Source organism: Sphingobacterium sp. UT-1RO-CII-1 (genome assembly GCF_026711005.1).
Classification (GTDB): Bacteria; Bacteroidota; Bacteroidia; order Sphingobacteriales; family Sphingobacteriaceae; genus Sphingobacterium.
Genome location: NZ_JAPPVJ010000012.1, coordinates 1 through 26024, shown reverse-complemented (window position 1 = coordinate 26024; position 26024 = coordinate 1). Strand labels below are relative to the sequence as shown.

The 26024-nt window shown below is 38.3% G+C and carries 31 protein-coding genes; 16 read left to right on the top strand and 15 right to left on the bottom strand.

Features of this window, described 5'->3' with window-relative positions; translation table 11 throughout:
* Positions 1-49 precede the first annotated feature (49 nt).
* The 5 genes from ORI89_RS18625 to ORI89_RS18605 all read left to right on the top strand — a co-directional run bounded on the left by ORI89_RS18625 (position 50) and on the right by ORI89_RS18605 (position 3638).
* The gene (locus ORI89_RS18625; RefSeq protein WP_268232072.1) at positions 50-973 is read left to right on the top strand and encodes a site-specific integrase; all 924 of its coding nucleotides are present in this window, start codon (positions 50-52) and stop codon (positions 971-973) included.
* A gap of 81 nt (positions 974-1054) precedes the next feature.
* A complete protein-coding gene (locus ORI89_RS18620; RefSeq protein WP_268232031.1) occupies positions 1055-1903 on the top strand; it encodes an RteC domain-containing protein in 849 nt (282 codons plus the stop codon).
* A gap of 83 nt (positions 1904-1986) precedes the next feature.
* Entirely contained in the window at positions 1987-2262 is a 276-nt protein-coding gene (locus ORI89_RS18615; RefSeq protein ID WP_268232030.1) for a helix-turn-helix domain-containing protein, read from the top strand.
* Positions 2263-2422: 160 nt separating this feature from the next.
* Positions 2423-3040 (top strand): hypothetical protein, encoded by a 618-nt coding sequence (locus tag ORI89_RS18610; protein WP_268232029.1) that lies wholly within the window; start codon positions 2423-2425, stop codon positions 3038-3040.
* A gap of 250 nt (positions 3041-3290) precedes the next feature.
* On the top strand, positions 3291-3638 hold the full coding sequence (locus tag ORI89_RS18605; RefSeq protein WP_268232028.1) for a hypothetical protein: 348 nt from the start codon (positions 3291-3293) through the stop codon (positions 3636-3638).
* Between the two features lie 3 nt (positions 3639-3641).
* Here ORI89_RS18605 and ORI89_RS18600 read toward each other — a convergent pair whose 3' ends face one another.
* Genes ORI89_RS18600 through ORI89_RS18580 form a run of 5 tightly spaced genes read right to left on the bottom strand, consistent with a single transcriptional unit; the run spans position 3642 to position 7957 of the window.
* Positions 3642-4484: a hypothetical protein gene (locus ORI89_RS18600; RefSeq protein ID WP_268232027.1), complete on the bottom strand. Its 843-nt coding sequence runs from the start codon at positions 4482-4484 to the stop codon at positions 3642-3644.
* Complete coding sequence (locus tag ORI89_RS18595; protein ID WP_268232026.1) at positions 4484-5710, bottom strand: hypothetical protein; 1227 nt, start codon at positions 5708-5710, stop codon at positions 4484-4486. Before ORI89_RS18595 ends, ORI89_RS18600 begins: the two co-directional genes overlap by 1 nt.
* A 2-nt stretch (positions 5711-5712) precedes the next feature.
* Positions 5713-6741 carry a hypothetical protein gene (locus ORI89_RS18590; protein ID WP_268232025.1) on the bottom strand — a complete coding sequence of 343 codons (1029 nt, stop codon included), beginning with the start codon at positions 6739-6741 and terminating at the stop codon, positions 5713-5715.
* Positions 6734-7102 carry a hypothetical protein gene (locus ORI89_RS18585; RefSeq protein ID WP_268232024.1) on the bottom strand — a complete coding sequence of 123 codons (369 nt, stop codon included), beginning with the start codon at positions 7100-7102 and terminating at the stop codon, positions 6734-6736. The genes ORI89_RS18590 and ORI89_RS18585 overlap by 8 nt, the downstream gene beginning before the upstream one ends.
* A complete protein-coding gene (locus ORI89_RS18580; RefSeq protein ID WP_268232023.1) occupies positions 7103-7957 on the bottom strand; it encodes a hypothetical protein in 855 nt (284 codons plus the stop codon).
* Positions 7958-8124: 167 nt separating this feature from the next.
* Here ORI89_RS18580 and ORI89_RS18575 point away from each other — a divergent pair, with 167 nt between their 5' ends.
* On the top strand, positions 8125-8529 hold the full coding sequence (locus tag ORI89_RS18575) for a helix-turn-helix domain-containing protein (RefSeq protein WP_268232022.1): 405 nt from the start codon (positions 8125-8127) through the stop codon (positions 8527-8529).
* 7 nt (positions 8530-8536) lie between these two features.
* On the opposite strand, the gene ORI89_RS18570 is transcribed toward ORI89_RS18575, so the two are convergent.
* Positions 8537-8722 carry a hypothetical protein gene (locus ORI89_RS18570; protein WP_268232021.1) on the bottom strand — a complete coding sequence of 62 codons (186 nt, stop codon included), beginning with the start codon at positions 8720-8722 and terminating at the stop codon, positions 8537-8539.
* A 190-nt stretch (positions 8723-8912) separates the two neighbouring features.
* Here ORI89_RS18570 and ORI89_RS18565 point away from each other — a divergent pair, with 190 nt between their 5' ends.
* Together ORI89_RS18565 and ORI89_RS18560 are read left to right on the top strand one after the other, a co-directional pair.
* Positions 8913-11075, top strand: coding sequence for a TonB-dependent receptor (locus ORI89_RS18565; RefSeq protein ID WP_268232020.1), 2163 nt, complete (start codon positions 8913-8915; stop codon positions 11073-11075).
* Positions 11076-11077: 2 nt separating this feature from the next.
* Positions 11078-11872, top strand: a complete 795-nt coding sequence (locus ORI89_RS18560) for a cation transporter (protein WP_268232019.1) — start codon at positions 11078-11080, stop codon at positions 11870-11872.
* Positions 11873-11934: 62 nt separating this feature from the next.
* Here ORI89_RS18560 and ORI89_RS18555 read toward each other — a convergent pair whose 3' ends face one another.
* The 3 genes from ORI89_RS18555 to ORI89_RS18545 form a co-directional block, all read right to left on the bottom strand.
* Positions 11935-14178, bottom strand: a complete 2244-nt coding sequence (locus ORI89_RS18555; protein WP_268232018.1) for a TonB-dependent receptor — start codon at positions 14176-14178, stop codon at positions 11935-11937.
* Complete coding sequence (locus ORI89_RS18550) at positions 14175-14534, bottom strand: hypothetical protein (RefSeq protein ID WP_268232017.1); 360 nt, start codon at positions 14532-14534, stop codon at positions 14175-14177. Before ORI89_RS18550 ends, ORI89_RS18555 begins: the two co-directional genes overlap by 4 nt.
* 131 nt (positions 14535-14665) lie before the next feature.
* Positions 14666-14983, bottom strand: coding sequence for a hypothetical protein (locus tag ORI89_RS18545; protein WP_268232016.1), 318 nt, complete (start codon positions 14981-14983; stop codon positions 14666-14668).
* A 311-nt stretch (positions 14984-15294) separates the two neighbouring features.
* Here ORI89_RS18545 and ORI89_RS18540 point away from each other — a divergent pair, with 311 nt between their 5' ends.
* From ORI89_RS18540 to ORI89_RS18510, 7 genes are all read left to right on the top strand, one after another.
* Entirely contained in the window at positions 15295-15621 is a 327-nt protein-coding gene (locus ORI89_RS18540) for an ArsR/SmtB family transcription factor (protein WP_268232015.1), read from the top strand.
* Between the two features lies 1 nt (position 15622).
* Positions 15623-16189: a hypothetical protein gene (locus ORI89_RS18535; protein ID WP_268232014.1), complete on the top strand. Its 567-nt coding sequence runs from the start codon at positions 15623-15625 to the stop codon at positions 16187-16189.
* A 55-nt stretch (positions 16190-16244) separates the two neighbouring features.
* Positions 16245-16700 (top strand): DUF6428 family protein, encoded by a 456-nt coding sequence (locus ORI89_RS18530; RefSeq protein ID WP_268232071.1) that lies wholly within the window; start codon positions 16245-16247, stop codon positions 16698-16700.
* Between the two features lie 12 nt (positions 16701-16712).
* On the top strand, positions 16713-17321 hold the full coding sequence (locus ORI89_RS18525; RefSeq protein WP_268232013.1) for an arsenate-mycothiol transferase ArsC: 609 nt from the start codon (positions 16713-16715) through the stop codon (positions 17319-17321).
* Between the two features lie 8 nt (positions 17322-17329).
* The gene (arsB, locus tag ORI89_RS18520) at positions 17330-18361 is read left to right on the top strand and encodes an ACR3 family arsenite efflux transporter (protein ID WP_268232011.1); all 1032 of its coding nucleotides are present in this window, start codon (positions 17330-17332) and stop codon (positions 18359-18361) included.
* A gap of 24 nt (positions 18362-18385) precedes the next feature.
* A complete protein-coding gene (locus tag ORI89_RS18515) occupies positions 18386-19441 on the top strand; it encodes an ArsO family NAD(P)H-dependent flavin-containing monooxygenase (protein ID WP_268232009.1) in 1056 nt (351 codons plus the stop codon).
* Positions 19442-19507: 66 nt separating this feature from the next.
* Entirely contained in the window at positions 19508-19957 is a 450-nt protein-coding gene (locus ORI89_RS18510) for a protein-disulfide reductase DsbD domain-containing protein (protein ID WP_268232008.1), read from the top strand.
* Positions 19958-20826: 869 nt separating this feature from the next.
* On the opposite strand, the gene ORI89_RS18505 is transcribed toward ORI89_RS18510, so the two are convergent.
* From ORI89_RS18505 to ORI89_RS18480, 6 genes are all read right to left on the bottom strand, one after another.
* Positions 20827-21747, bottom strand: a complete 921-nt coding sequence (locus tag ORI89_RS18505; protein WP_268232007.1) for a DUF2971 domain-containing protein — start codon at positions 21745-21747, stop codon at positions 20827-20829.
* Between the two features lie 351 nt (positions 21748-22098).
* On the bottom strand, positions 22099-22707 hold the full coding sequence (locus tag ORI89_RS18500) for a hypothetical protein (RefSeq protein ID WP_268232006.1): 609 nt from the start codon (positions 22705-22707) through the stop codon (positions 22099-22101).
* 106 nt (positions 22708-22813) lie between these two features.
* Complete coding sequence (locus ORI89_RS18495; protein ID WP_268232005.1) at positions 22814-22984, bottom strand: hypothetical protein; 171 nt, start codon at positions 22982-22984, stop codon at positions 22814-22816.
* Entirely contained in the window at positions 22977-23219 is a 243-nt protein-coding gene (locus tag ORI89_RS18490) for a hypothetical protein (protein ID WP_268232004.1), read from the bottom strand. Before ORI89_RS18490 ends, ORI89_RS18495 begins: the two co-directional genes overlap by 8 nt.
* Complete coding sequence (locus ORI89_RS18485) at positions 23216-23623, bottom strand: DUF5675 family protein (protein ID WP_268232003.1); 408 nt, start codon at positions 23621-23623, stop codon at positions 23216-23218. The genes ORI89_RS18490 and ORI89_RS18485 overlap by 4 nt, the downstream gene beginning before the upstream one ends.
* Complete coding sequence (locus ORI89_RS18480; protein WP_268232002.1) at positions 23623-24384, bottom strand: hypothetical protein; 762 nt, start codon at positions 24382-24384, stop codon at positions 23623-23625. Before ORI89_RS18480 ends, ORI89_RS18485 begins: the two co-directional genes overlap by 1 nt.
* Before the next feature lie 516 nt (positions 24385-24900).
* Between ORI89_RS18480 and ORI89_RS18475 the strand changes: the two genes are divergently transcribed.
* On the top strand, positions 24901-25677 hold the full coding sequence (locus ORI89_RS18475) for a hypothetical protein (protein WP_268232001.1): 777 nt from the start codon (positions 24901-24903) through the stop codon (positions 25675-25677).
* Positions 25678-26024 lie beyond the last annotated feature (347 nt).

Here is a 26024-nt window from a genome sequence, read left to right as displayed (position 1 = left end):
CGATACCTTTATGAACGCCTACCAAGGAAAGAGTACCCAGAGAGAACGCATGCTCATTCCGATCTTCAAAGACCACAACAAAAAACTAAAAGCTCTCATTGGAATAGACTATGCTAAGGGAACCCATGGCCGTTACGAGATATCGCTCAAGCATACCCAAGATTACATCCGATTTCAATACGGTACTGACGATATTGCCATAAGTCAGATAGATCACGCATTCGTAACCGGCTACGATTTTTATCTACGAACAGAGAGACTATGTGGCAACAATACAACAGTCAAATACATCAAGAACTTCCAAAAGATCATAAAGATATGCCTAGCAAATGGATGGATGACTTCAGACCCATGTATCAACTATAAAGTCAAGCTTCAGGAAATAGAAAGAAATTTCCTTACAGAAGAAGAACTAGAAGCCCTTGTCGAGAAGCAAATCAACATGGAGCGTCTAGCTGTAGTTCGCGACATATTCTTATTTTCCTGTTTCACTGGCTTAGCCTATATTGATGTCAAGCAACTCACTTCCGACAACATCGTCAAAGGCATAGACGGTCAACTATGGATAGACACTAAGAGGCAAAAAACCAGTACGCCATCACGTATCCCTTTACTGAGAACCGCCTTAGACATCATCCAAAAGTATCAAGATCACCCAAAATGCAACAATGAAAATACACTACTGCCTGTATCCAGTAATCAAAAGATGAATGCATACCTAAAAGAGATAGCAGCCATCTGCGGAATTAGGAAAGAACTAACTTTTCACTGCGCACGGCACACCTTTGCCACTACAGTCACGCTATCCAATGGCGTACCTATTGAATCCGTATCAAAGATGCTAGGGCATAAAAACATCCGAACAACACAGCATTATGCCAAGATTACTGATAGCAAGGTCGCAAATGACATGGACAATCTTAAAGCAATTATGGAAGCACAGCAGATAAATCACATAAAAAGAATAAGTTAACCATATATATGTTACACGATTCAAAAGCGACCTAGCGATATAATCTTTAAAATTGAGGTTCACGAGCCAACATAAACAACAATGAATCAAATTTTTCAAAAAATCAATGAAGACATCACCACCTATGTCAAAAAACTAGAAGAACAGTATAGACACGACAGCTCCCAGATCACCGAGATGGCCATACACTTCATCTCCGGAAGACTTGAATTTGTAAAAGACAAATTTGAGAACCTAAACAGCCTAAGCCCTGAAGACGAGATTTTCTACTTCAAAAATATCAAATGCCATCTCCTGGCTTTGATACAATATTACCATATGGTCCAAAAGCTAGAAATCAAAAAGCCCGCTATTCCCCTCCGAAAGATTAAAAAATACTATCTCAAGGCACTCTACAAGATAAAGAAACAGATTGGCACCAATCATTTCTTTTACAATTACTACAAGACCAACTCCAACAAATTAGATAGACAGTTCTTCACCCGATTAGAGCACGATTTCTTTCTGCCCAATGACGGCATTATCATGGATATAGACAAAAGATACACCACACCATCCGTGTACATGTTTGCGAATGTCGAAGCCCTAGAGATGACCAGGCATTACCTCAAAAAGAAAATAAAATCTCTGACCTCACCCCAGATTACAATTCAGCCCAAACAATCCAGGCTAAAATGGACCTCCTCCAAATCCGATCTTATCGAATCCATTTATGCACTCCATTCCGCAGGTGTATTCAATAATGGCAAAGCAGACCTCAAAGAAATAGCCGAATACTTCGAAGAGATCTTTGATCTCGATCTAGGACAGTACAATCGCGTATTCTACGACATACGGGCACGCAAAAATAACAAGACCAAGTTCTTAGACTCGCTTCGGGATGCGCTGACCAAAAGAATGAAAGATACTGACAGCGAGTTGTTTCTATAAATATCTTTCCCAAGTTGGTAACAAGTTGGGAAAAAAGAATTTATATAATAGCCAACTTTATCATTCATTAAAATCATAAAAACATGTCACTACAGATTCTAACCAAAGAAGACCTTCTCAATTTCAAAATCGAGCTACTCGCAGAACTCAGAACATTAATGAAAGGCAACGAGTCAAACAAAAAGAAATGGCTTCGCTCCAAAGAAGTAGAGCAATTGTTAAAGATATCATCAGGAACATTGCAGAACTACCGGATCAATGGCACCATCAAATGGCGAAAAATCGGCAGCACCTATTTCTACTGTTTAGATGCCCTAAACGACTCATTCGACGACAACTCATTTAGCCCCGTATCATAAACAATCCAACATGAACTACATAAAGCAGTTAACATTATTTTTCAACAAGTCCACTTCAGATCCAAATCTGACTCCGACACACCTAAGCCTTTTTATGACCCTGTTCCAGACATGGAACCAGTCACGCTTTCCACAGCAGATACAGATCATCCGCGACGACATGATGCGCCTCAGTAAGATAAATTCCAAGGCTACTTACCACAAAGCCATGGCCTATCTCCATGCCCAGCGCTACATCAACTACAAACCATCTTACAATCCCCTAAAGGGAAGTCAGATTTCCTTTTTTCCGAAAGAAGAGTCCCAAAGCAGTACAGCAGACGAACCCGTTCAAAATTTAACCACAAGATCATTAAACGAGCCATATAGTAAACTATCTAGTACTAATATTATCACAGATAATATCAGTACAACCGCGCGAGAGAAAAAGGAAAATAGAAATCAAAATTTAGTCAGCTCAGGATTTGTAGGTACCGCAGAAAAAAAAGAAAAAAGTTCCGCTAAAAAAGAAAAGAAAATTCCACCTGCTGCGCACCAGGTCGAAGAGTTCTTCCTAGGTCAGAGCTCCACCATCCAGGAGGCCCGTCGCTTCATCAATCACTACACCGCCAATGGATGGTTGGTAGGAGGGAAGAGCCCCATGATAGACTGGGAAGCATCAGCAAAAAATTGGATCGCAAACTCAACGAAATTTAACAATCATGCAAAACACAATAACACAACTCGAGCACAGCAGCTTCATACCGTCGGAAGCAAAAACTATTTCGAACCGCTATGACTACAACCGTGTCCTCCGCTTTCTTGATCAGAAAGGTAAAGAGTTCTACGGCCCCAAGTTTCAGCTGCAGCACGAAGACATTCCGACCATCTTGAAGTTGGCCGGTTACTTTCTTCAGGACACAGCACTTTGCGAAGATCACGGCATCGACCTTCGAAAAGGAATCATGCTCACCGGTCCGATCGGTTGTGGCAAGACCACGCTCATGAACCTATTCCGATTGATTTGTAGCCAGGAAGACAGATTTGTCGTGAAGAGTGCGAGGGATATCACATTCGAATTCATACAAGATGGCTACGAAACCATACACCGTTACAGTCGTGGGAAGATTTACGCCAGCGAGTTTAGGAACTATTGTTTTGACGATCTCGGCACCGAGAAAAATATGAAGCATTTTGGCAACGAGTGCAATGTACTGGCCGAGATCCTGCTCTCCAGGTATGATCTGTTTGTTGCCGGAAAGTTGAAGACACATATTACCACCAATCTGTCCGCTACCGAGCTTGAAGAGGCCTACGGGAATAGACTCCGCTCACGACTCCGAGAAATGGTCAATCTAATTGGTTTTGATATGAGTGTACAGGACAAGAGGAAATAGAAATCAGTTCGGCAATACATCTGCCGAACTGATATTTTGAACATCAAGGTTTACTCTTTTGTAATAAGTAATCATCTGTGAGCAGCTTTCCGTGAGGAGTCTCTCTATTGCTGAACTTTTAGCAAATAGACATTCTAGATCGTCCATATCTACACTAAAGTTGTTTTCATACCTAACAGAAAGATAAGCTTCATTCAAAATCTCCAGTAAGAACATGTCATATTCATGATCGGTATCAAAAACTGTTTTCAATGAAGGTAAATAGGGCAACAACAGTTGATGATGATTACGCAGTTGATGGGAAATCTTTTCTCTACCCAAGAACACAATTTCGGTCATCCTATATAACAGTTCAAACGTCTGGTGAAGCATAAAGGCACACAGTGGAATGTGTCTCTTTTTAAAGAAGTATTCAGCCCCATCCTTAAAAGATTTGATTTTAGTGCATTCCATTTCAAAGCTTTCATGAGCCTTTCTCAGGTACCCTTGTATATCCGGAATCTTACTCATAACAGGAGCCGATTTAGGATTAATATAAATCAGGTTATCAAAATGACATCTCTCTATGAAAGCGCCACCTCCGCGAAATATACTACTACGCACCTCATCAACGTAGTATATTTGATAACGTAAATGGCTATACTGACACATCACCATACCAACCATTGGACGTGCTTCTGTAATATGCTGCCGGTTAATTTTGGGGATTAGCACCAGGACCTCCTTAAACGACTTACCTTGGAAACAATAGCTAGAAAAGTACACTTGATCTATTTCTACCAACGATACAAGGCGATTTGTAATTAGATTCAGGGAATCAAATTCTTTGCTTTCAAAATGCATCATTATCGATTAAATAAGTAAACTCTGTTTGGATATTTAGCTTTCTGGATAAGGTATCCTGCCTCAACTAGCATGATCAAATCTTTTTTAAACGTTTTGATGTCATCCTCAGAAAACGGGTGATTTTCAAGATGCCCCAAAGCGGTGTAAAGACACTCATATAAAATGTGCCGACAATCATTTAGATTTCGATTTTTAAAAAATTGCTGAAGATAAACCTCCGGTTTGTCCTTCAGTTCTTTGAGCTTAAATGGATGTTTCTCTCCGACATCTGAAGCCCTTTTAGTTGAGAAATAATTATTGTAATTGTTCCATTGTTTAGGATAGTTTGGTCCCAATTCTTTGATCACCCAACAACATTCAATCATAAGTCCCATACTTCTATAGAAATCGATAAGATCCGCTGGCACTCCTTCCCATATCTTATCTATGTTTAGTGTTGCTTCGATCCAATTGTTTATTTTTTTCTTCTGTATTATCAACGAATCATAATGAAATAGACCATATATTTCGTTGTATGGATTGTATGCATATTCTAGTGTTGAGAATACAGGATAGTTATCCTTATTGAACCATGGACAAAGATCTTGAAAATTCAGATTAGCATCCTGTTTAATGCTTATCCAGCAACATTCGACTAGCTTCTGCAGACGCACATAATCTTCATAAACCTCATAAGCTGATGATATCTGATCATCTACTATATTATTTTGATCATCAATAGCATATGAAATCCATCTTTCTATCGTACATTTCCAATCAGTGATAGACCGCTGATTAAATAAATCAGTAAACACAATTGATTCATCATAAATCTCCGCCTGCCTTAGATGGTTTATATTCCCAATATAACGTTCCCGTCGATTTTTAATCCATTCGGAATATTGTAAATTAGGGTAGTAGCTGTCTATTGTATAATCTATAAACATAGGTTTATCTATCGCAACACCAGGAGATAGTCCATGCTTTTTTATTCTTTCAAGTCGCTCGAAATACTCTAACCATGCCCAATCAAGCAATGTATAAACATCTTCAATCATCTCATTCAACACGTTAATCATTGGTTGAGATAAAGCATCATTACCTATAACAGATGCATAAAGCAATCGCAAGAACTCTCTATGCTTATCGGTGCGCTCTAGAAAACTGACATTAAATTTCACTCTGAAAGCTTTCTTATCCATCTTATGGATAACATTTGCTTGCTGAAAAGTATTTTCTTGTTCCATTCTTAATAAATTTCATGCGCTAAATAAATCAACCGTGTTAGTTCATCAATCTCCTTTTGTGGTGAGATATATTCTTTGTAGCCCCACTCAAAGGTTCTAGAAGTCAATAGCAATTTGCTAACAAACCTCGTGATTCGCCCGGGTGACCAGTTGTTAAATAGTCTCCTTATTTTTTGTATGTTTTCGCGCTTATTTTTACTCGAGGGTTTGTTCAATAGATGAATCACCGTGTGTGTCACTTCTAGTACATTCTCATAACTTTCAAAAACCCTATAGGTATTATATCCATTCCATTCGTGGTGAAATCGATGAACATAACAAATATTAGCAAAGTGTTGTAGATTGACATGTAAATCGTCACTTTTGAAGTGTTCAATTTTTTCAATAATGACCTCCGGCAGAACTCCAGTAAACCAATTTTTACCGACATTGTGTTCACTATGATCTAAATGGTAACCATATTGATCCAGTAGTAAAAAGAGTCCCTCTAACAATTTGGATAGCTTTGAAAAGCGAACAAATTCAGTTAGCGTGTTACAGGAGAAAAACAAATCGTACGAAGGATTCACGATTGCTTTTCTAATTTTTTCTAGAAAACATTTTTTCCAGTCACATAGTGAATCAAATTCAAAAAAATCCCGAATTGCAGCGTTTGGGTTAGATAATTCGGTTGTACTTAAAAAAGAGATGAAGTCATCATTCTGTATAGATTTTAAATAGTCCTTTGAAAACCGATTTGTTCCAATAGCTTTCTTAGAATGTGTCATGTATACAATCCACGCTGCGTCCACCAATCGCTCTATCTCGATTAAAAATCTATGATATTTCGGTCGCAACTCCTTGCTAGGAGTAGATATATCCGTTAAATTGTACTTGACAGCCTGCCACAAGTAGAGTTTAGCTTGAGGTAGCGACCAGGTCCTATAAAACTTATATATAATATCTAACGGGTTACTCATCTCTATTCCACTGAGCGTGCTTGGATAGTCCTCTTCATAAATCCAAACATTTTTTTGTTCTAGGCTATACATGAGAGTAATTTATATGAAGCTGTCCCCAGGTCTTTTTCACTTTCAGTTTGAGGTACATTAAATAACAAACTTTTACTATCAACTCTAATTCATTCATTTTGCACAATACAAGATTGACTTGTTGACTACTATTACATATTTTTCCTCTCACCATTTCATCAATTGCACATTTGTAGGCCAAGAATTTCCACTCTCTTCCGAACAAGTCCACAAAAAGATCTTGAAATTTAATCGGCTTATCTTTATTTGGGGATAATAAGAGCAATTGATCTTTGATATAATTATTTAGCTCTTCAGCGCTTTCATCTTTGTCGATAGAATTAGCCCACTCTTCAGGCAAAAACTGACATTGAATATTCATCTATGTGACCTGAATAAGTATCTTCAACTCAACTCCAAGGTCGAATAACTCACTGTTAGATAATTCTATAGATTGAATTTCTTCTACTGGTTCATAAAGAAGGCGTAGGTTCCTAATGTAATCGTCCACAGTTTTCTCTCTGAACATATCCGCTAACCAAGAATATGGATTGTATTTTTCCATACTATCATAGTCCATGTGCATCAATGATGTTGGTCCTGCAAATAGATGCATAGTGGGGTACTTAAATGCTTCAACAAGATAATCAGGGCGGCTAAATAAATATAGAACTTCTATTAGCTTAGAAATATATACCTGCGTTTTTATTGGGTTCTGATCAATTTCCGTGATGGCATATAAGCTACTTTCTTCTTCCATAACATACAGCCAATCGTCTAACAGGTTTAGCCAACTAACCACCGAAATCACATTATAAAAGCTTTTCAAAGTACCATAAATATCAGAGGCTTCTCTAAGCGATAAACTACTGATTTCTCCATGAAACCCACTCAATCCAGAATTTCGTTGCCGAAACTCAGCAGATTGAAACGCTTCTTTTAAAAAGAACGGATTTTTAACGTAATAGTGGTTTTCAATTACCAATCCTATTCCGAACCTGTGCTCTTGAAAAACTAATTCCCAACCAAAGCTGACGAGATATTTTATCTTTTCTATAAAGTCCGTATAATCTTTAGTAGATTGTCTGCTGCTGAGAATTTCGGTCGTCATCTGGCTAAGCTTGTTTTTAAGAACCCAAATTTTGTTCTCTCTGAAAAAAGATTCCATGTCCCGTTGATGCATCTCTAGGATGTGAGGCTTATCTTCGTATTCCTTTACGTGATATTTTGTTTCCATAACTGTTTATATTAGTTTCTTCAAATAACCTAATAATCAATCATGTATCGAACTAAAATAGATTGTAACGCACCAATCTGATTAGTAAAAAACAAGAGCTATTTTGTAAATTACTAAGGCTAAATATTCTCGATAAACAAATGATAGAATATTATTAACTTTGGAATATGAGTAAGGAAAACAAGATCGGACCAAAAATTAGCCGCTTACGTGAATTGCGCGGCATGAAGCAAGAAGCATTAGCTACTGCGTTAGGCGTAAGTCAGCAAACGGTATCAAATATAGAGCGAAGTGTGGAAATAGAAGAAGACTTGTTAGCCCAGGTATCACAGATACTTGGTGTTACTCCGGATGCAATACGTAATTTTGACGAAGAAGCTGTGTTAAGTATTATAAACAACACTTTCACAAGTAATGATACATCAACATCGATAGCAATCCATACAGCCCCAACTTTTAATCCTCTTGATAAACTCGTTGAGGTTTACGAAGAAAACAAAAAGCTCTATGAACGCCTTCTTGAAGCTGAGAAATCCAAAGTAGAATTACTAGAAAAACTCTTAAATAAATAGTAGTTATTCAAATGTTGAAAATACTATCGTACATACTAGCAATAATAGTTCTATTCTTATCAATAGAACCGTTATGTATGGATGATAACTGTTGTGAAAAAACAGTAACAACAGAAACCTCTTCAGCCGACGAAAAACAAGGAGACTGTTGTTCGCCATTTATAAAATGTAAAACTTGTTCAGGTCCTGTCATATCTAACTTTGTATTTTCCTTTGATGTAGCTCTAAAAATACCAAAGGAAGTATTAATACTGAAAAAGAAATTTCTGACTCAAAGCAACCCTTTATCCATTTGGAATCCCCCAAAAGTTGTGTAAAATAATATACTCGTTTTTCAAACCGAAGAACGCGAACACGTATTTATTAACATAACTAAGATATAAATGAAACAAATAATCATAATGTCATTGCTAATGGCATATAGTATTGTGGCTTTCTCTCAAAGCCCATTCAAGGTAATTATAAAGGATAAAGAAAATCTAAAACCGGTATCCGGAGCGTCCGTAACGATTAACAATATAAAAGCCTCTTCAGATCAATCTGGCTACGCGACATTCGATAAGATACCATCAGGAACTTATACCATAACCGTTTCACACATCAGTTTTACGGATTGGGAAGGAACTGTCACCATCCCCCTTACTGCTCCCCAACTAGAAATCCTCCTGGAAGAAAAAGCAGAAGAGCTCGAAGAAGCAGTAGTCACATCTACAAGAAGTACCAGAACAATCCAAAATATCCCGACACGGGTTGAGTTTATCGGTTCAGAAGAATTAGAAGAAAAATCCAACATGAAACCAGGAGATATCAGAATGCTGCTCAGTGAGAGCACGGGTATCCATGTTCAAACGACTTCGCCAACAAGTGCCAATGCAAGTATCAGGATTCAAGGCTTAGATGGTCGCTACACTCAGATTTTAAGAGATGGATTCCCCATATACTCTGGCGCTGCAAGTGGCTTAGGCCTTTTACAAATACCACCTTTAGATTTAAAACAAGTCGAGGTTATTAAGGGTTCTTCATCAACGTTGTACGGTGGTGGTGCTATAGCAGGTTTAGTAAATTTAATCTCCAAAACCCCAACTGAAGAAAGGGATTTGAAATTTCACCTCAACGGAACATCAGGAGGAGGATTAGACATCAATGGTTACTTCGGCCAGAAGTTTGACAAAGTCGGTACAACCGTGTTTATCTCCCATAATAGAAACAGACCATACGATCCGGCAAAAAATGGATTGACAGCAATACCGAAATTTGAAAGGATGACAATTAATCCAAAGCTATTTGTATACCTCAATGATAAGACCAAATTTAATATTGGTCTCAATACCACCTTTGAAGATCGGATCGGAGGTGACATTAATTACATAAAAGGAAACGGTGATGCCACCAACAAATACTTCGAAAAGAACAAAACCCAAAGATATAATACCCAGTTTACCCTAGACCACACAATTGATGATAACAGCACCTTTCAAATTAAAAACAGCCTAAGCTATTTTAATAGAGAGATATCCGTTCCAGATTATGTATTTGAAGGCACTCAAAAATCCACTTTCACAGAAGCAAACTTTGCACACAGCACAGAAAAATTTGAATGGGTTACAGGATTGAATATTACTACAGATAATTTCGATGAACGTAATCTATCCAATCTACCGTTAAGAGATTATAATCAGACAACCTTTGGCGCATTTGTACAAAACACATGGACCACTACAGATTGGCTCCAACTCGAGACAGGCTTCAGAACAGATTATGTGATAGACTACGGTTTTGTCTTTTTGCCACGGATTTCTTCACTCTTCAAGATTACAGATGGACTTACGTCCCGCATAGGTGGAGGTTTGGGATATAAGACGCCAACCATATTCACCGAGGACAGTGAAAGGCTCCAGTTCAAAAATGTCTTAGCCATAGACAAAGATGATAACAAATTAGAGCGCAGCTATGGAGCCAATGCGGACTTAAATTATAGAACAAATTTAAGCGAGAAATTATCCTTATCAGTTAATCACCTGTTTTTTTACACACTATTAGAGAACCCGCTATTATTACACAACATCTCCTCAAATGCTTACAAATTCATAAACTCTTCAGGGAATATGAATACCAAAGGAACAGAGACCAATGTAAAACTAGGGTATGAAGACTTCAAATTATTCTTAGGATATACCTATACCGACGCAAAACTAAACCAGAACGGGATTAGTGAAGAAAACCCGCTGACACCCAAACATAGAATAAATTCCGTACTAATGTACGAAGAGGAAGACAACTGGAAAATCGGGCTAGAAGCTTATTACTTTGGCAAGCAAAAGTTAAATAATGGCACAACTGGAAAGGACTATCTGATCTGCGGATTTATGGCAGAGAAGATATGGGAAAAATTCTCGCTTTATATTAATTTTGAAAACTTTCTAGACACACGTCAGTCAAAGTTCGATACCATATATACAGGTTCCATTTCGAATCCAGTATTCAACGATATTTATGCTCCATTAGATGGATTTTTGATAAATGGAGGAATAAAATTTAAATTATAGCTATGAATAAAACTAAGTTCCAAATAACAAAAATGGATTGCCCTAGTGAAGAGCAGCTGATTAGAATGAAACTTGAAAAAATAGATACAATAAAAAATCTAGATTTTGATATCCCTCAAAGAAAACTCGATGTTTATCATTTAGATGACCCTTCACCCATTTTGTCAGCATTAGAGGGGCTCAACTTGGACACCACACTTATATCCACTGAGACAAGCGACAAAGAGATCAGTACCGATGAAAAAGACAATAAACAACGTAAATTATTGTGGACAGTCTTGATTATCAACTTCCTTTTCTTTGGTTTAGAAATGTTGTTTGGTGTTTTTTCCAATTCGATGGGCTTAATTGCAGACAGCTTAGATATGCTAGCCGATAGCATCGTATACGCTTTGGCACTCTTTGCTGTTGGAGCAGCTGCCTCAAGAAAAATAACCATTGCGAGATTTGCAGGGTATTTTCAGATAGTTCTTGCCATAATCGGTTTTGCAGAAGTAGTCCGGAGATTCATTGGAGTAGAGGAAATGCCTGAATTTCAAACGATGATTTCAGTGTCTCTTCTAGCTCTTTTGGCAAACGTTCTATGCCTATATCTATTACAGAAAAACAAAAGCAAAGAAGCCCATATGCAAGCATCGATGATCTTTACATCCAATGATGTAATCATAAATTCTGGAGTAATAGCTGCGGGAGTCTTGGTAAAACTTACAAATTCAGGCTATCCTGATTTAATAATTGGAGCAATAGTATTTGTGATAGTTGCTAGGGGAGCGTATAGAATACTACGCTTAGATTAGAAAACAGAAGTGTCATATTGATAAAAGTAAAGTAGCCTATAAAATAGGCTACTTTATCTTAATTATTTTAGTTTAAATCTCGCGCCGAGATAAAATTCACGACCACGAATTGGCCCCCATACCGAAGAGATATCAAAGTATGGACCAAAAGGATTATCCGCTCCGATTATAGCATTCTTCTGCTTATAATTTGCAACGTTTTCACATCCGGCATAGATGTCAAATTTACCAAGTTTCACCGTTGTCTGTAGATTAACTACCGAATATGGTGTAGACATGGATGGCCTTCTGTAAGGCTCAGGGTTACTTTCTGTATTAGGCAAATACATACGATCAAACCAGTGAGCATTAGCATCAAACTGCCACATTTCATTAGGAGTCACATAGCTAGCTGCAAGCATTACACGATTCTTAGGGTTAAATGGTAGCCTATACTTCCCACCGTTCTCATCGCGATATACATCAAGATAATTATATGCAGCGCGCACCTCTAGACCTGAAACAAATTGAACAGATCCTTCAAGTTGAACGCCATTCGATTTAGAATCCTTTGTAAAGTTATTAATATAAGCTTTGGTAGGATCTGTATCATAGTCAGGGAAAAATTGATTACTGAACAGCGTCTGATAAAAATCGCCAGAAAAAGTAAAGTTTGAGCTACCCGCCCAAAAAGTCCAAGTATGACTTAATCCCCAAGTTGTCGCCTTTTCAGGCTCCAAATCTTCTTTGAAAATAATATCTCGCGAACTTGCCAATAAATTGACTTGCTCACTAAATAAATTTACTTGGCGCCATCCCGTACCAATAGATCCACGCGTTGTATGATTTTCATTAATACTATATTTCGCCATTGCTCGAGGCGTAAGGTACCAACCATATTTTTGGTGATGATCCATTCTTAAGCCAGTAATCAAAGACAGTTTACCGTCATTAGACTCAAACATATTTTCCGCGAAGAAGCCAGGAACTCGCAAACGGGTCGAATAATCTCCTGCATAAGTTCTAGTATCATTTGGATCCGTCAACAAGATATTCTCATCGATCTCTTGCAAGCGATAACTAACACCATACTTAAGTTCATTCCCTTTCATCCACTTCCATTCATGCTGTACATTTGCCTGTGCCGACCACTGTTTACCTCTATACCGAAGACTGCCGAACCACGATTCCTGATCATGATAAAGTCCAGAAAATGTAGCTTGGATAGCACTTTTGTCATTTAAACGATAGCCTACTTTTGCGAAGAACTCGGGTTGCGTAAACGTCACATCCTGCCCATAGATCGATAGACTCCCTTGATCACGAGAAGGCCTAAAGTCTTTCTGCCCGCCAATTCGGTTTTCATGTACAAAACGCCATCCAAGTTTTGCCGTCAATCCTGTAGAATTACCATTATTATATTCCCATTTGTTATAGGCCATATAGCGTGTCAGCAAAGGAATATCCAGAAAATTGTCATCATTATTATCTACTCTATTACCTGGTTGTACAGTATGAAGCGCTAAAATAGATTTCCAATGTTTATCTTTCCCTAATCCCCAAGCTACGTTCGCATTCAAGTGCTTCTCCAAAAAGCTATTGGTATAAACATTCAAGAACAACTTCTCAGCTGTAGCTGGTTTTCGTCCATCAACGTTAATCTGTCCACTTATACTCTCAAATCCCTGAAGAACAGAAGTCGTTCCTTTAGAAATATGAATGGCTTCCACTAAACTTCCAGGATAGGTGCTTATACCATAAGTATAGCTTAGTCCTTGAATCATAGGCATACCTTCAAATAAGACTTGATTGTATACCCCTGAAATACCTAGAAGTCTTAACTCTTGAGCATTAGTAACCGCGTTGGTAGGGTGCGCCTGTACAGAAGCCTGAGTGCCGAAACATCCAGCCAAATCGCAACAAGCAGCTTTACTAAGCTCCTTAATTCCGATTACCTCAGTCTTAGCTATTGCACTATTGACATAAGGACTTGTTCTACCTTTCACTTCAACCTCCTCTAGCGTATTGTCCAAATTCCTCAATTCCACACTGATATAACTCTTTCCATTCCACACCAACGTGTCTGCTTTGAATCCCGTATATGTGAAAATTATTTTATTGCTACCAGTGGAATTACGGCCAATACGAAATGCGCCATTCTCGTCAGAAGTAGAGCCAATATCAGTGTCCATCCACTTAATACTGGCCCCCTTCAATACAATTCTTTCTCCAGCACCGTCCTTACCAAAGACTTTTCCTTGGATATCCTGCGCATGAAGTTTGAAAAATAATGAACTGAATAGCGTTATAAAAAACGCTATCCTCATATCTTTTTATTCTCTTTATCTTTTCCTTTGACAACTTTGTAAGGTCTAGAAGACTTATCATCACAGCCAGGTGTATCCTCAATAAATTTCTCTATTGCATTTTTGTCGACAGCTCCTTCGTGATATTTGATCGTAAAAACAGACATTTCCGTTTTTCTCTCCGTAAAAGTCACATCCATTACACCATCTTGTTTAAGCAACTGTGCCTTGATTGTAGGCATATCATTATTACAGTGAAGATTACGAACTCTAATATTCGTCTTTTTAATTTCCGCAGCTTGCTCTTGTGCGAAAGAATTATTGAAAGAAATGACGCTGATAAATGCGATCAAAAGTGTAGTTAATATCGTTTTCATAAATTTTAAATTCCTAAAGTGGCTAATAGACCTTAACCTATCGCCAAGTAAATAAATGCATCATTCACAGATGACCAATGCGATAGTCTTATCTCAAATGAAGCTCAAAAAATATTTATAGCAAAAGAAATTTAAGAAAACTTAGGAGGGGGATGATTTAAAGATAAAAAACTATCAGGAAGTCGCTCGTGATAAACAATTTCTTCACGTTCTACGACAGAATCGAATACCTCAGGTAAACTTAAGAAAACAATCAGCGTAGCATTGGAACCTAATTTCGAACAGCCACAGTGTTGGAATGGACTACAGGCCGATTCACAATCATCTGGCGACGTGTGTTCTCCTGATCCACAATTACTGCTCTCTTCAGAACAGCAGCTATGCTTACTGCACACCGATGAAATAGACTCACCACTATCTCCATGTTCGTTGCATACTGGTGGCATCATAACTGATTCCAGTAGGCATATAACGCCGAGTAAAAGTGAGAAAAATTTCATAAGACTAAGAAAAGCTATTTTCAGAAGACATCCAAATTGTTTCAACAATAATACAAATAGTAAAAAAAGGAAATAAAAATTTCCTCATTGTCCTTGAACAAATAAATCCACAACTCAAAGAAGCAATAACAGCAAGATACAATAAAGTATCTGCAAGCATTTGAGAGTTATAACTCTGTCATTTTATTCTGATATTTTTTATAAAATTTTCATCTTTTAAAAATATATCGTAATATTGCGATGTATAAATAGAGGTAGTAATGGGAGTAACTAAGACAAATCATTTCACTGATCAACAAAATAAGATTGCCAGCATTGCAAAAGCGTTAGGACATCCTGCTCGTATAGCAATAATAGAGTATTTGCTAAAGGTCAATGCGTGCATCTGTAGCGATATTGTAGACGAATTACCGTTGGCTCAGTCAACCATTTCTCAACATCTTAAGGAATTAAAAAATGCGGGCCTTATTAAAGGTAGCATTGAAGGTACATCTATATGCTATTGTATCGAGGAAACAACGTTTGCGATGTTGAAGCAGTATTTTGCAGATATTATAGTTTCAGTCAATAATCAGAAATGCTGCTAGGATGGAATTTGCCTTTCTCATATCGACTATATTGCTTATTGCCTACGTAAGTTTGGCTCTTTATGACGGTGTTTATCTTCATCTTTACAAATTCAGATTGCATGATCGAGAAGAAAGTCGTTTTGAACATATTGTTCACACTATCAGAGCGTTTTTGTTCATAGGTATACTTGCGACAGCCTTTGTCAATATAGAAAATGATTATTTATTTCTAACAGGAGTCGTGTTAGTCGTTCTCGATATTGTTACACTTCTTGTAGATGCTTATATAGAGAAAGACAGTAGAGCTTTCATGGGAGGTTTACCAAGATGGGAATATATTATTCATTTAGTGGTTAATGGACTACACTTCGCAGGAATCGCGGTGCTTTTGGTCATCAAATTCAGGCTCACTAACGGAGGGTTGATTTTGGTACATGGTTTTAGTGATGTTCAAAACTATAAATATTTTCACCTAGTAGCTTACAATTTATTACCAGGTGCGATCATCATTGGGTTATCCCATATCCTTCTTCTAAATCTAAAAATCAAACAATACGTAAAACGTATAAGTTTAAATTGTTGTTAACATTTTTTTTACTCACTTACATCGTAATATAACGATGTATAAAATAATAAATATTATGAAACTATCAGAAATCAAAACAATTCTACCTACACTCGAGAATGTAGAGTTCCAATTGGAAGATGGCTCCTTTGTGCCAGAACATTTCCATGTCACCGAAGTCGGCCAAATCAATAAACACTTTATTGATTGTGGTGGTGTAACGCGAACAGAAAACACCGTCAATTTCCAATTATGGAATGCAGACGACTACGAGCACAGGTTGAAACCAGGAAAACTATTGCACATTATCGAACTGTCCGAAAAGACTTTAAATATTGGTGACTACGAGATTGAAGTCGAGTACCAGAGCGGCACTATAGGTAAATATGGATTGGACTTTAATGGTAAGCATTTTATTCTAACGAGTAAAACCACAGCTTGCTTAGCAGAAGACGCCTGTGGAATACCGAGTCGTTTGAACGTGGTCGAATCTAATTCCAATAGTTGTACACCAGGCTCCGGCTGTTGTTAAAAAAAATCTATTATGTATTCAAAGTTAACCGATACTATTTCGTTCATTCAGAAATCGGAGATCAACCAAGGGCGTAATCCCATCTTACGTCCTTTGGTTGAATACATTCAGCAAAGACTGGATTTAGGTAAAGATATAAACCTCAACTTTATATGCACGCACAATTCGAGACGCAGCCACCTATGCCAGGTCTGGGCGCAGATTGCAGCAGCATATTATCAGATCCCAAAAGTAAATTGTTATTCTGGGGGTACGGAAGAGACGGCATTATTTCCAAAAATCGCCGACACACTCCGAAATCAGGGCGTCGATGTTCAAATTATTTCAGAAGCCGCTAACCCTATCTATGCATTGAAGTACGATGTCAATGCACAGCCAATTATTGGGTTTTCCAAAAAATATGATGATCCATTCAACCCTCAGTCTGATTTTGCAGCAATTATGACCTGTTCGCAGGCGGATGGCGGATGTCCTTTTATCCCGGGTGCTGAGAAGCGGATACCCATCACTTTTGAAGATCCGAAAATATCAGACAACACTCCACAACAGGACGAGGTATATCACAACCGAAGTTTAGAAATAGCTGCAGAAATGTTTTACGTCTTTTCACAAATTAAATAATACAAACTATGCAGGTAAAAATGAAGTTTCTGGATCGATACCTCACCCTTTGGATCTTTCTAGCTATGGCACTGGGGGTGCTCCTTGGAAATATATTTCCTGGAATATCCGATATGATGGATAAACTATCTATTGGTACAACCAACATTCCATTGGCCATCGGCTTGATTGTAATGATGTACCCACCATTGGCCAAGGTTAATTACAATTTACTGCCATTAGCGTTCAAAGATAAAAAAGTACTCAGTTTATCTCTGATACTCAACTGGCTGGTAGGTCCAATTCTCATGTTTATTCTAGCTGTTATCTTTTTAAGAAACGAGCCAGATTACATGGTAGGTGTTATTCTCATTGGTCTGGCCCGATGCATAGCTATGGTGATCGTATGGAATGACCTAGCAAAAGGAAATCGAGAATATGCAGCATTACTCATAGCATTGAACAGTGTCTTTCAAATACTCTTTTATAGCATGTTTGTCTGGTTGTTTATAAATGTGTTGCCTGCTTATTTTGGTTTTGCAGAGTACGCCATTTCTATCGAGATGAGCGAAGTCATCAAAAGTGTGCTGATATACCTAGGTGTTCCGTTCTTAGCAGGCTTTCTAAGCCATAGATATCTTTCAAAGATAAAAGGTGAAAATTGGTATACCCGTAAATTTCTACCGTTCATTTCTCCTTTTACCTTATATGCGTTATTATTTACCATAGTATTGATGTTCAGCCTTAAGGGGGAGCAGATCGTACAGTTGCCTATGCTTGTCCTGAAAGTAGCGGTACCGCTCGTAGTCTATTTCGTTCTGATGTTCTTTATCAGTTTTTTCATGAACAAATCTATGGGCGTACCTTATGACAAGAATGCAGCGATATCCTTTACAGCCACCGGTAATAACTTTGAGCTCGCTATAGCAGTAGCCATAGCGGTCTTTGGTATACATTCACCACAAGCTTTTGTTGGAGTTATCGGCCCTCTTGTAGAAGTCCCGGTACTCATTGCACTTGTGAGAGCGAGCTTATGGCTCAAAAAGAAATATTATAGTTAACATCTCGCACCAAATCAGGAGACAATGAAAATATACGATGTAATCATTATCGGAGGAGGGCAAAGCGCGCTAGCATGCGGTTATTTTTTGAGACGTACCCAACTGAACTATATCATTTTGGATGACCAAGAAAAACCCGGTGGCGCCTGGAATCACGGATGGGATTCTCTGACTCTATTTTCACCAGCACAGTTTAGTTCATTACCCGGTTGGTTTATGCCTGAGTCTATTGGTAAATTCCCATCAAGAAAAGAGACTATTCGCTACTTATCAGACTATGAAACAAAATACAATATCCCAGTTCTTAGAGCGACAAAGGTCAATTCAGTAAAGCAAACAGACAGTGGCTTCCAAATTGAAACGACAAAAGGAACTTATTCCGCCAAGGCTGTAATCTCAGCAACCGGAAACTGGTCGGCTCCATTTATTCCACCTACTAAAGGACGAGAATCATTTAAAGGTTTACAAATGCATTCTGCACACTATAAAACACCCGACATCTTTGAAGGGCAAAAAGTATTAGTTGTAGGTGCAGGAAACTCGGGCGCACAATTATTAGCCGAAATTTCCACAGTTGCTCATACTGAATGGTCGACACTTGGGCCTCCTATATTTCTACCAGATCATGTCGATGGTCGTGTGCTATTTGACACAGCAACTGCCATGTACAATGCGCAAAAAGAAGGTCGTCCAATTGATAAACCACAATATGATTTATCCAATATCGTAATGGTACCTTCGGTTGTCGATGCTAGACAAAGAGACGTTCTTCAAAGCAAAGGCAAAGTTGCCGAAATAACACCGGACGGAGTAATATGGGAATCAGGTGAGCAAGAAAACTTTGATGCTATTGTATGGTGTACAGGATTTAAACCCGCAACACAGCACCTTGAAAGCTTAAACATTACTGATGCCGAAGGAAAAATCAACGTTTCCGGAACGAAATCTAATAATATACCAGGACTATGGTTGGTCGGGTACGGTCACTGGACAGGTTTCGCATCCGCAACTTTAATCGGCGTAGGTCGTTCTGCTCGAGCAACCATAATCGAGGTAGAGGAATACATCAAAAATTACTAATCATTAAAACATCTAATTTTAACAATTATCAATTCAATAATTTTTAAACTTTAAAAAGCAGTAAAAATGAGTAAGAGAATATATCTAGTAGTATTATCAATGTTTTTATTAAATGTTGTAAATGCACAAATTTTAGATCCAGTCAAATGGACATTTGCCAGTAAAAAGATAAACAAAAATGAAGCGGTAATATACCTGAAGGCTACTATTGACAAAGGATGGCATCTCTATTCACAGAATCTACCAGATGGAGGCCCTCTACCAACCAAATTCACTTTCACTGCATCGAATGCATACACACTTAATGGCAAAGCAATAGAACCAAAATCCATAAGCGCATTTGAGAAAGTATTCAATATGAATGTCAATTACTTTGACAAAGAAGTTGTTTTCCAGCAACGCATTAAACTTAAGAGCAACACCGCTACTATCAAAGGAACAGTAGAATTTATGGCATGTGACGACCAGCACTGTACACCTCCAACCGAAGTAGATTTCACCGTTCAGGTCAAATAAAGAAAAGGAAATAAGGCATTCCTCGTCGTCCTTCAGCAAAGAATGTCGCCAATCCAAAGAGGCACTATAGGCTACAATAAAGAAAACCAAGACATCCTATAGAGCCTCTTTGCCCTTCGGGTGCTAACGCAGATTGTCATCATCCTTGCAGTTCAGTCCTCCTCCTCATAGGCGACTACTCAGTCTGTCACAGCGCATCACATCTGGTTCATTCCATTCCGCAAGCTTCATTACATCACCATCTGTTCAGCCCAGTTCCATCCACCGTCGCCTCGAGTTTGGCTCGCCTGCAGATCGCTCGGGCTGCGGTGCCATCGGTGGCCGACGCTACCATCGTCCATTTCCCTAAGCAAAAAATAGCGCCAATCCTATAGGCACTATGAAGCCACATACAATCCCCAAGAACATAGAGCCTATCAGCCCTACGGGTGCTACGCAGATAGTCACCATTTTTGCCGATCGGTCATTACCTCATCGCAGCTATTCCGGTTCACATGGCGCATCACCGCGATACACCTGCATTTCGTTACACTCCATTTGGCTACACGCTTCCGCCCCCTGATCACCTCCATAGCCGCTGACCAATACATACCTAGGCACCTTGTGTTGGCGAGCTTTCCGCTGTCACTATTTTTGAGAATCCCACCTCACATAAAGCACAATCTATTTCACATGCCCCCACACAAAGCCAATTATACACTTATCACCCCAACGCCATCAAAAATACCGCCAGCCAATCTCACCAACATATGCCGGCCCCCGGTACTACGTACCTCTCGGTCCGTCACCCTCGCTCAACTCGCAGACGGCGAGCTAGCGCTTGCAGGCTTTTTGCAATCCGCTGCGCTCATTGCAAACGCCTGCAAACATTAGCTAGTACCTGATGTAGGACTTAGGTTTTCATAAAACAATTTTTCTTGTTTCACATTTCTTACTTTAAACGAGTCGTATTTCCAGTCAATTTCAAAAAGATCAATTCCTAATTTGTCCGAGTAATTCAACAAATCACTTTTTTGTTTATCATTTGCAAAACTTGAAACAAAAATACATTTAATACAATTTTCAATATTCAACATCATTGTCCTGTCAAAATGATACTCATTTTTTACTCGCTCAATAGTACATTTCTCAGTTTTAAAGTAGGTTCCAATTCTATACTCATTCTCGCCCGAGTAATCTGTATGTTTACTAAAAAAAGATCTTTCCTCTAATATTGATTTAATTAATTTCTTATACTCATCTATTCCAACTTTGATCAGATGATTTTCTTGAATATAGGAAACTTTCCTAGTGCAAAGCTCTCGTAATTTGAAATATTCAACATCCTTCTCAATTAACTCAAGTCCATTATTTAATTCTAAGATCTTTTCCTTTGATAATGCAATGCACACACCACTAAATCTATCTGCATATTGGTCCCACATTCTCATTTTGGTAAAGCCATAAAGTTCTTCGTTCCCTTCGAACCCATACATGCTACTTTCACACGTTGAATTCTTACAAAAACATACCATATTAAATGTCGTTTCTAATTCTTCTACATATTCATGCAACTCCCTCAAATCGTCATCAACATTTTTACTTCGTTCAGCTCCAATTAAATTTCCAAAGGCGACAGTTCCTCTATGCGCTTTCTCACTTTCTATTGGATCACTTGAAGTAACAGTACCGTTGAATCGTAATTGGTTCTTGTGAAGTATATAATCAATCGCAGTCGATGCTTTAGTGTAATGATAAATAGTATCATCATTAAAAATTTTATTTAGAGCTTCTTGGCTAATACTGAACATCAATTATCTTTTTTTCAAAAACATTCTAGAAATTAACTGTTTAATAGCTAACAGTAAATTTCTATTAATTCTACACAATTAAAATACAAAATATAGAAACAAAAATAGAAAAGACAAAAAAGACCGTAATAATAAATGCAACTGGCTAAACAGCAAGGTCAAGCCTAGGTTTTCAAAGAAATCTCCATCCGCCCACGGCAGGATAGTATTTCCCTGAAAAACCTTGCTTTATTAGCCACTGGCAATTGACGCAATGACTTTCTTTTTTTCCTTTTTCTTTTGAAAGCAATTCAAGCTAGCTTTTTCTTCTTAATACAATAAAATAGATTTTTAAAGCAGATAGGGGACTTCTTATCTTTTCGAGATTGGTTTATAGTGATATACGTCAGATGTCTCTGCGCCGGCGAAAGGCATTACTATTAAAAATGCTCCGTCCACAGACCGCTGTACTATAACTAAATCATCTTTATAACTAAGTGATAAAGCGCTAATTTGAGATTCAAAACCATTGACCAAAATGTAATTATTCCAAAGCCAGAATTTAGGCTTAATTTTATAATAGGGACCTATTCTGTCATATTTTAAGGTGCGTTCCTTAATAGTTTCTCCATAAGAGCTCAGTAATTTAGCTTTGAGTTTCTTGTCCGAAACTATTTCAATTTTGACTTGGTAGTCAATCCAATCAACTCCTTCGGTATCAAACTTAGGCTCAAAACACCTCCACAACATGTCATATTTATAAGGTGTATTTTCTGTTGAGTCTAAAACAACTCTATTGCGAACATAAAATGCTGAGTTCTCAAAAATATATTCCTTATTACTTTGTGGAGCCTGAAGAGATGTTCTTTTTTCAACTTCCTGAAGATATTTATCGGACAGTGACGCACATGATCCGCAACACAATAATATCATTACAGCCAGTGAAAAAGCAATGAAATAATTGATGATCAGTCTATACATAATGTGCTTACAATGGTTGGCATTAGGGTGTTAAAAACCAATTTTTATCAGTTTTAACAAAAGCCCAACATGACGCTGAGCTTTTGAGAATAAAGTCACCACAACCTTATTTTTTTCTTTCGGTCAAAGACCCTAGCAATAAAGATACGCAAAAACTAACAGTTGCACCAATCACTGCTAACAAAATAGTTTTCAGGATATCACCCATAATCAGGGCAGGGTAAACACCCAATAGAATACCTCCGAAAGTACCATGTCCAATAGCAGCTCTATTCATCGTTCACACCCTCCGCATCTTTCTTCAATTGCTTATCATCAACAGTCACCTGGCTAATCGCCGATATCACTCCACCAGCCACCGCCAAGTAACCACCGACGGTGACAATTGCAGCAGGCAAAGCAACTGGTGCCGTCAGAATAGCTCCACCAATCGTCGCCACCACAATACCAATATTACGCAGTATCTTAAAAAACTTCGGGGTAGGGGCCTGAGCCCGTTCAACTACATTCATGATTTTCCTTTCTCAATAATTTCCAAAGACACCGATTTCCCTGCGTCAATAGAAGCATAAACCATCTCCTTTAACTTATTAAAGGCTTTTATAGACTCAAAACCTTTCCCGACTCCAGAAAGCCGACTAACCGGAGCAATACAGCCTCGCAACTCACTCAATGCATTATTAGCCGGATGAAATAGAATCTCACTTCGCCCCACAACATCCTTCACCAAAATATGCCATTTAAACTTTTTACTGTATCGCTCAGCCAGTGAATACCTGCCTTCCGGAATGCAGGAATTATTGCGGACATTACCTAGCCAGGGCAGCTCAATAGCATAGCTAACAAACTCACCATCGACCCAAATCTCACCATTGGTACCTTGACCATGATAAGTCCGCAATAATCGAACTATCATTACACGCCCGTATCTACAGCAACCAGATTCAATGCGTTAAACGCACCGTTGTTCAACGAGTAGAAAGAACCATTCACTTGTTGAAGGAACTCAATGCCGAACACTAAAAATAACGGTTTCGTCGAATCCGCCACACCGATATCGTTGCTTAACGGAATTGCTGCAGACAACGTGTTGCCGTACGCAATTTCAGAAGAAGAACTCTGCGCCAATTTGAACGTCTCATTCTCAAAATCCACTTCCACACCCGCCGAGATCAATCGAAAATGCGTAGTCCCACCAGGAGCCACGATCTGGCTCTCCGGAGTAAATGCCGCAACATTTACGTCCAACACACCGGCAACACGATCGATAGAAGCCGTAAAAGGCGCATACACCGTAGCCGAAAGACCCGCATTACCGTTAAAGTCGAAGCTTTGCAACAAGATTAGCTCACCATCCAACACATTACGCTGCCCACGATCGCTCACCGCATCCGCTTTGATCACCGCCATCATCTTCTTCACCAGGCGCGAGATCATACGCGAATCCTGCGTCTTGTTCAGTACCGGTCGAATTGCCGTACACAAAGTCTTACTCGCTTTTCCAGCGCGCCCAAATTCCTGAGCATTCTCACGCGTCCGTTGAAACTTCGGGTCGTTCATAATGCGGTCTCGATCCACGCCACCTTTCTGACGGGCTAGATACCCATCCTTACTTTTGTAAAAGGTAATATCCCCGATAGTACCTTTCAATTTGATAATACTTGATTGTCTTGCCATTTCCTTAAAAATTTAATCCATCACCGCTGCAGCAATCGTGATATAGAACCAAATCTTGACAAAACAGCCCGTAGAACAAAGCCAATCTATACCATATGGCGTTAATAGACATAGATACACACAATCAAGCCATAAAGAATTCGTAAATTGCAACAATGAAAAGTCACCAATACAAAACACAAGTTGTTACCAACTTGGTAGCATCAAAAACTAGTCAGCTGCTGTAGGTAATCAGCGTATCAACAGTAGAGATAAAGAATACATAAAGTATTGGTATGAATAGAATTTGTATTTACCCAAAGGACATCGCCAGGATCACAGGCAAGAGCTATCGACAGAGCCTACGCATCTACAACAGCATCAAAAGAATCAATAACAAAGAGCCTCACCAGTTAGTTACTCTCGATGAGGTATGCACATATTTAGGCTTAGAAAGTAAAGTTGTAATGCGAATCTTATAATTAACTACGATAACAAGGCTTAATTCATATATTTGAAGAAATCAATTATCATTATATGAATATCAAAAAGATATGCTTTCTCACATTAGCTTTATTAACCTTTTCAAGCTTGAAAGCACAGAGGCTTCATCAATCTTACGATCAATTAATTAGTGATGTATCAAGAGTTTTTGATGAGAGTTTGAAACATTTTAAACTAACACCAGAAAGCAAGAAGAAAGTTAAAGAAACTGCAATACAAAATTTTAGAAGAAAATACGATCAACAGTCATTCAAAGATAATATTAAGCTAACCGATAATTACTTCATGGATCCAGTCAAGGAATCCATTTTATTATATAGCGATTCAACGAAATTTAAATGGCATCTTTTAAAAGAGTCTCAATTGTTACAAGAATTTAATAAGGAAGCAAGTAAGCTTGGATACACCGGTGAAATGGTTGACAATTGGTGTAACTGTGTTGTGCAAAAAATAATGATCCAATATCCAAATGCTGATTTTGATATGAATGATAATGCCGTCTCTACTTTTACTTATAATGTATCCAAAGAATGCGCCTTATTATATTTTGATGTAAATAAAATGGATAACAACAATATTCCTTGGAATGATAATTCAAAAAGTGCAATTACTAAGGCTATATTAAAGAATCATGAACATAATTTATCTGGAATCTATAATTATAATGAACTTATCAGCTTAACAAAATGGCAGGTCGATGCATTGGTGAGGGATTTCCCCAAAGGATTAAAAGTCCAAGAAATGCGTAGCGAAAAAGTAATTGATTCGCCTCAAAAAGAATACGACCTATGGAAGAAAAGTAGAAATTAGATGGATTTAAATAGCTAATACTTGACCAAATATCAGCCATCTGCATATGCAAATACTAGCTCAATCTTACCTAATTTCGCTGTTCATTTCGTATATTTGTAATAGAAAATCGAAGTAGGGAAGACGAGAAATTGATTTAGCGAGACCCTTTAGAGACCCGTAAAAATCAGAGTCTATAAAAGATACAATATCAATGCGTTAAGAGAAAGGTTCGAATCCCTCGCTCTCCGCAGCAAAACCTTCATCGAAAGATGGAGGTTTTTTGCGTTTAAGAGGGATGAGAAGCAGAAGGGCTGGCCGGGGTTCGATCCGTAGGAGGTTCAGGACATGTGGTTGGGGGGGTGGGT

Excerpts from the sequence above, each read along its gene's own strand:
- ORI89_RS18625 (WP_268232072.1), top strand. The coding sequence starts at position 50 with ATGCTCATTCCGATCTTCAAAGACCACAACAAAAAACTAAAAGCTCTC.
- ORI89_RS18620 (WP_268232031.1), top strand. The coding sequence starts at position 1,055 with ATGAATCAAATTTTTCAAAAAATCAATGAAGACATCACCACCTATGTC.
- ORI89_RS18615 (WP_268232030.1), top strand. The coding sequence starts at position 1,987 with ATGTCACTACAGATTCTAACCAAAGAAGACCTTCTCAATTTCAAAATC.
- ORI89_RS18610 (WP_268232029.1), top strand. The coding sequence starts at position 2,423 with ATGATGCGCCTCAGTAAGATAAATTCCAAGGCTACTTACCACAAAGCC.
- ORI89_RS18600 (WP_268232027.1), bottom strand. The coding sequence starts at position 4,484 with ATGATGCATTTTGAAAGCAAAGAATTTGATTCCCTGAATCTAATTACA.
- ORI89_RS18595 (WP_268232026.1), bottom strand. The coding sequence starts at position 5,710 with ATGGAACAAGAAAATACTTTTCAGCAAGCAAATGTTATCCATAAGATG.
- ORI89_RS18590 (WP_268232025.1), bottom strand. The coding sequence starts at position 6,741 with ATGTATAGCCTAGAACAAAAAAATGTTTGGATTTATGAAGAGGACTAT.
- ORI89_RS18585 (WP_268232024.1), bottom strand. The coding sequence starts at position 7,102 with ATGAATATTCAATGTCAGTTTTTGCCTGAAGAGTGGGCTAATTCTATC.
- ORI89_RS18580 (WP_268232023.1), bottom strand. The coding sequence starts at position 7,957 with ATGGAAACAAAATATCACGTAAAGGAATACGAAGATAAGCCTCACATC.
- ORI89_RS18575 (WP_268232022.1), top strand. The coding sequence starts at position 8,125 with ATGAGTAAGGAAAACAAGATCGGACCAAAAATTAGCCGCTTACGTGAA.
- ORI89_RS18570 (WP_268232021.1), bottom strand. The coding sequence starts at position 8,722 with ATGACAGGACCTGAACAAGTTTTACATTTTATAAATGGCGAACAACAG.
- ORI89_RS18565 (WP_268232020.1), top strand. The coding sequence starts at position 8,913 with ATGAAACAAATAATCATAATGTCATTGCTAATGGCATATAGTATTGTG.
- ORI89_RS18560 (WP_268232019.1), top strand. The coding sequence starts at position 11,078 with ATGAATAAAACTAAGTTCCAAATAACAAAAATGGATTGCCCTAGTGAA.
- ORI89_RS18555 (WP_268232018.1), bottom strand. The coding sequence starts at position 14,178 with ATGAGGATAGCGTTTTTTATAACGCTATTCAGTTCATTATTTTTCAAA.
- ORI89_RS18550 (WP_268232017.1), bottom strand. The coding sequence starts at position 14,534 with ATGAAAACGATATTAACTACACTTTTGATCGCATTTATCAGCGTCATT.
- ORI89_RS18545 (WP_268232016.1), bottom strand. The coding sequence starts at position 14,983 with ATGATGCCACCAGTATGCAACGAACATGGAGATAGTGGTGAGTCTATT.
- ORI89_RS18540 (WP_268232015.1), top strand. The coding sequence starts at position 15,295 with ATGGGAGTAACTAAGACAAATCATTTCACTGATCAACAAAATAAGATT.
- ORI89_RS18535 (WP_268232014.1), top strand. The coding sequence starts at position 15,623 with ATGGAATTTGCCTTTCTCATATCGACTATATTGCTTATTGCCTACGTA.
- ORI89_RS18530 (WP_268232071.1), top strand. The coding sequence starts at position 16,245 with ATGAAACTATCAGAAATCAAAACAATTCTACCTACACTCGAGAATGTA.
- ORI89_RS18525 (WP_268232013.1), top strand. The coding sequence starts at position 16,713 with ATGTATTCAAAGTTAACCGATACTATTTCGTTCATTCAGAAATCGGAG.
- arsB (WP_268232011.1), top strand. The coding sequence starts at position 17,330 with ATGCAGGTAAAAATGAAGTTTCTGGATCGATACCTCACCCTTTGGATC.
- ORI89_RS18515 (WP_268232009.1), top strand. The coding sequence starts at position 18,386 with ATGAAAATATACGATGTAATCATTATCGGAGGAGGGCAAAGCGCGCTA.
- ORI89_RS18510 (WP_268232008.1), top strand. The coding sequence starts at position 19,508 with ATGAGTAAGAGAATATATCTAGTAGTATTATCAATGTTTTTATTAAAT.
- ORI89_RS18505 (WP_268232007.1), bottom strand. The coding sequence starts at position 21,747 with ATGTTCAGTATTAGCCAAGAAGCTCTAAATAAAATTTTTAATGATGAT.
- ORI89_RS18500 (WP_268232006.1), bottom strand. The coding sequence starts at position 22,707 with ATGTATAGACTGATCATCAATTATTTCATTGCTTTTTCACTGGCTGTA.
- ORI89_RS18495 (WP_268232005.1), bottom strand. The coding sequence starts at position 22,984 with ATGAATAGAGCTGCTATTGGACATGGTACTTTCGGAGGTATTCTATTG.
- ORI89_RS18490 (WP_268232004.1), bottom strand. The coding sequence starts at position 23,219 with ATGAATGTAGTTGAACGGGCTCAGGCCCCTACCCCGAAGTTTTTTAAG.
- ORI89_RS18485 (WP_268232003.1), bottom strand. The coding sequence starts at position 23,623 with ATGATAGTTCGATTATTGCGGACTTATCATGGTCAAGGTACCAATGGT.
- ORI89_RS18480 (WP_268232002.1), bottom strand. The coding sequence starts at position 24,384 with ATGGCAAGACAATCAAGTATTATCAAATTGAAAGGTACTATCGGGGAT.
- ORI89_RS18475 (WP_268232001.1), top strand. The coding sequence starts at position 24,901 with ATGAATATCAAAAAGATATGCTTTCTCACATTAGCTTTATTAACCTTT.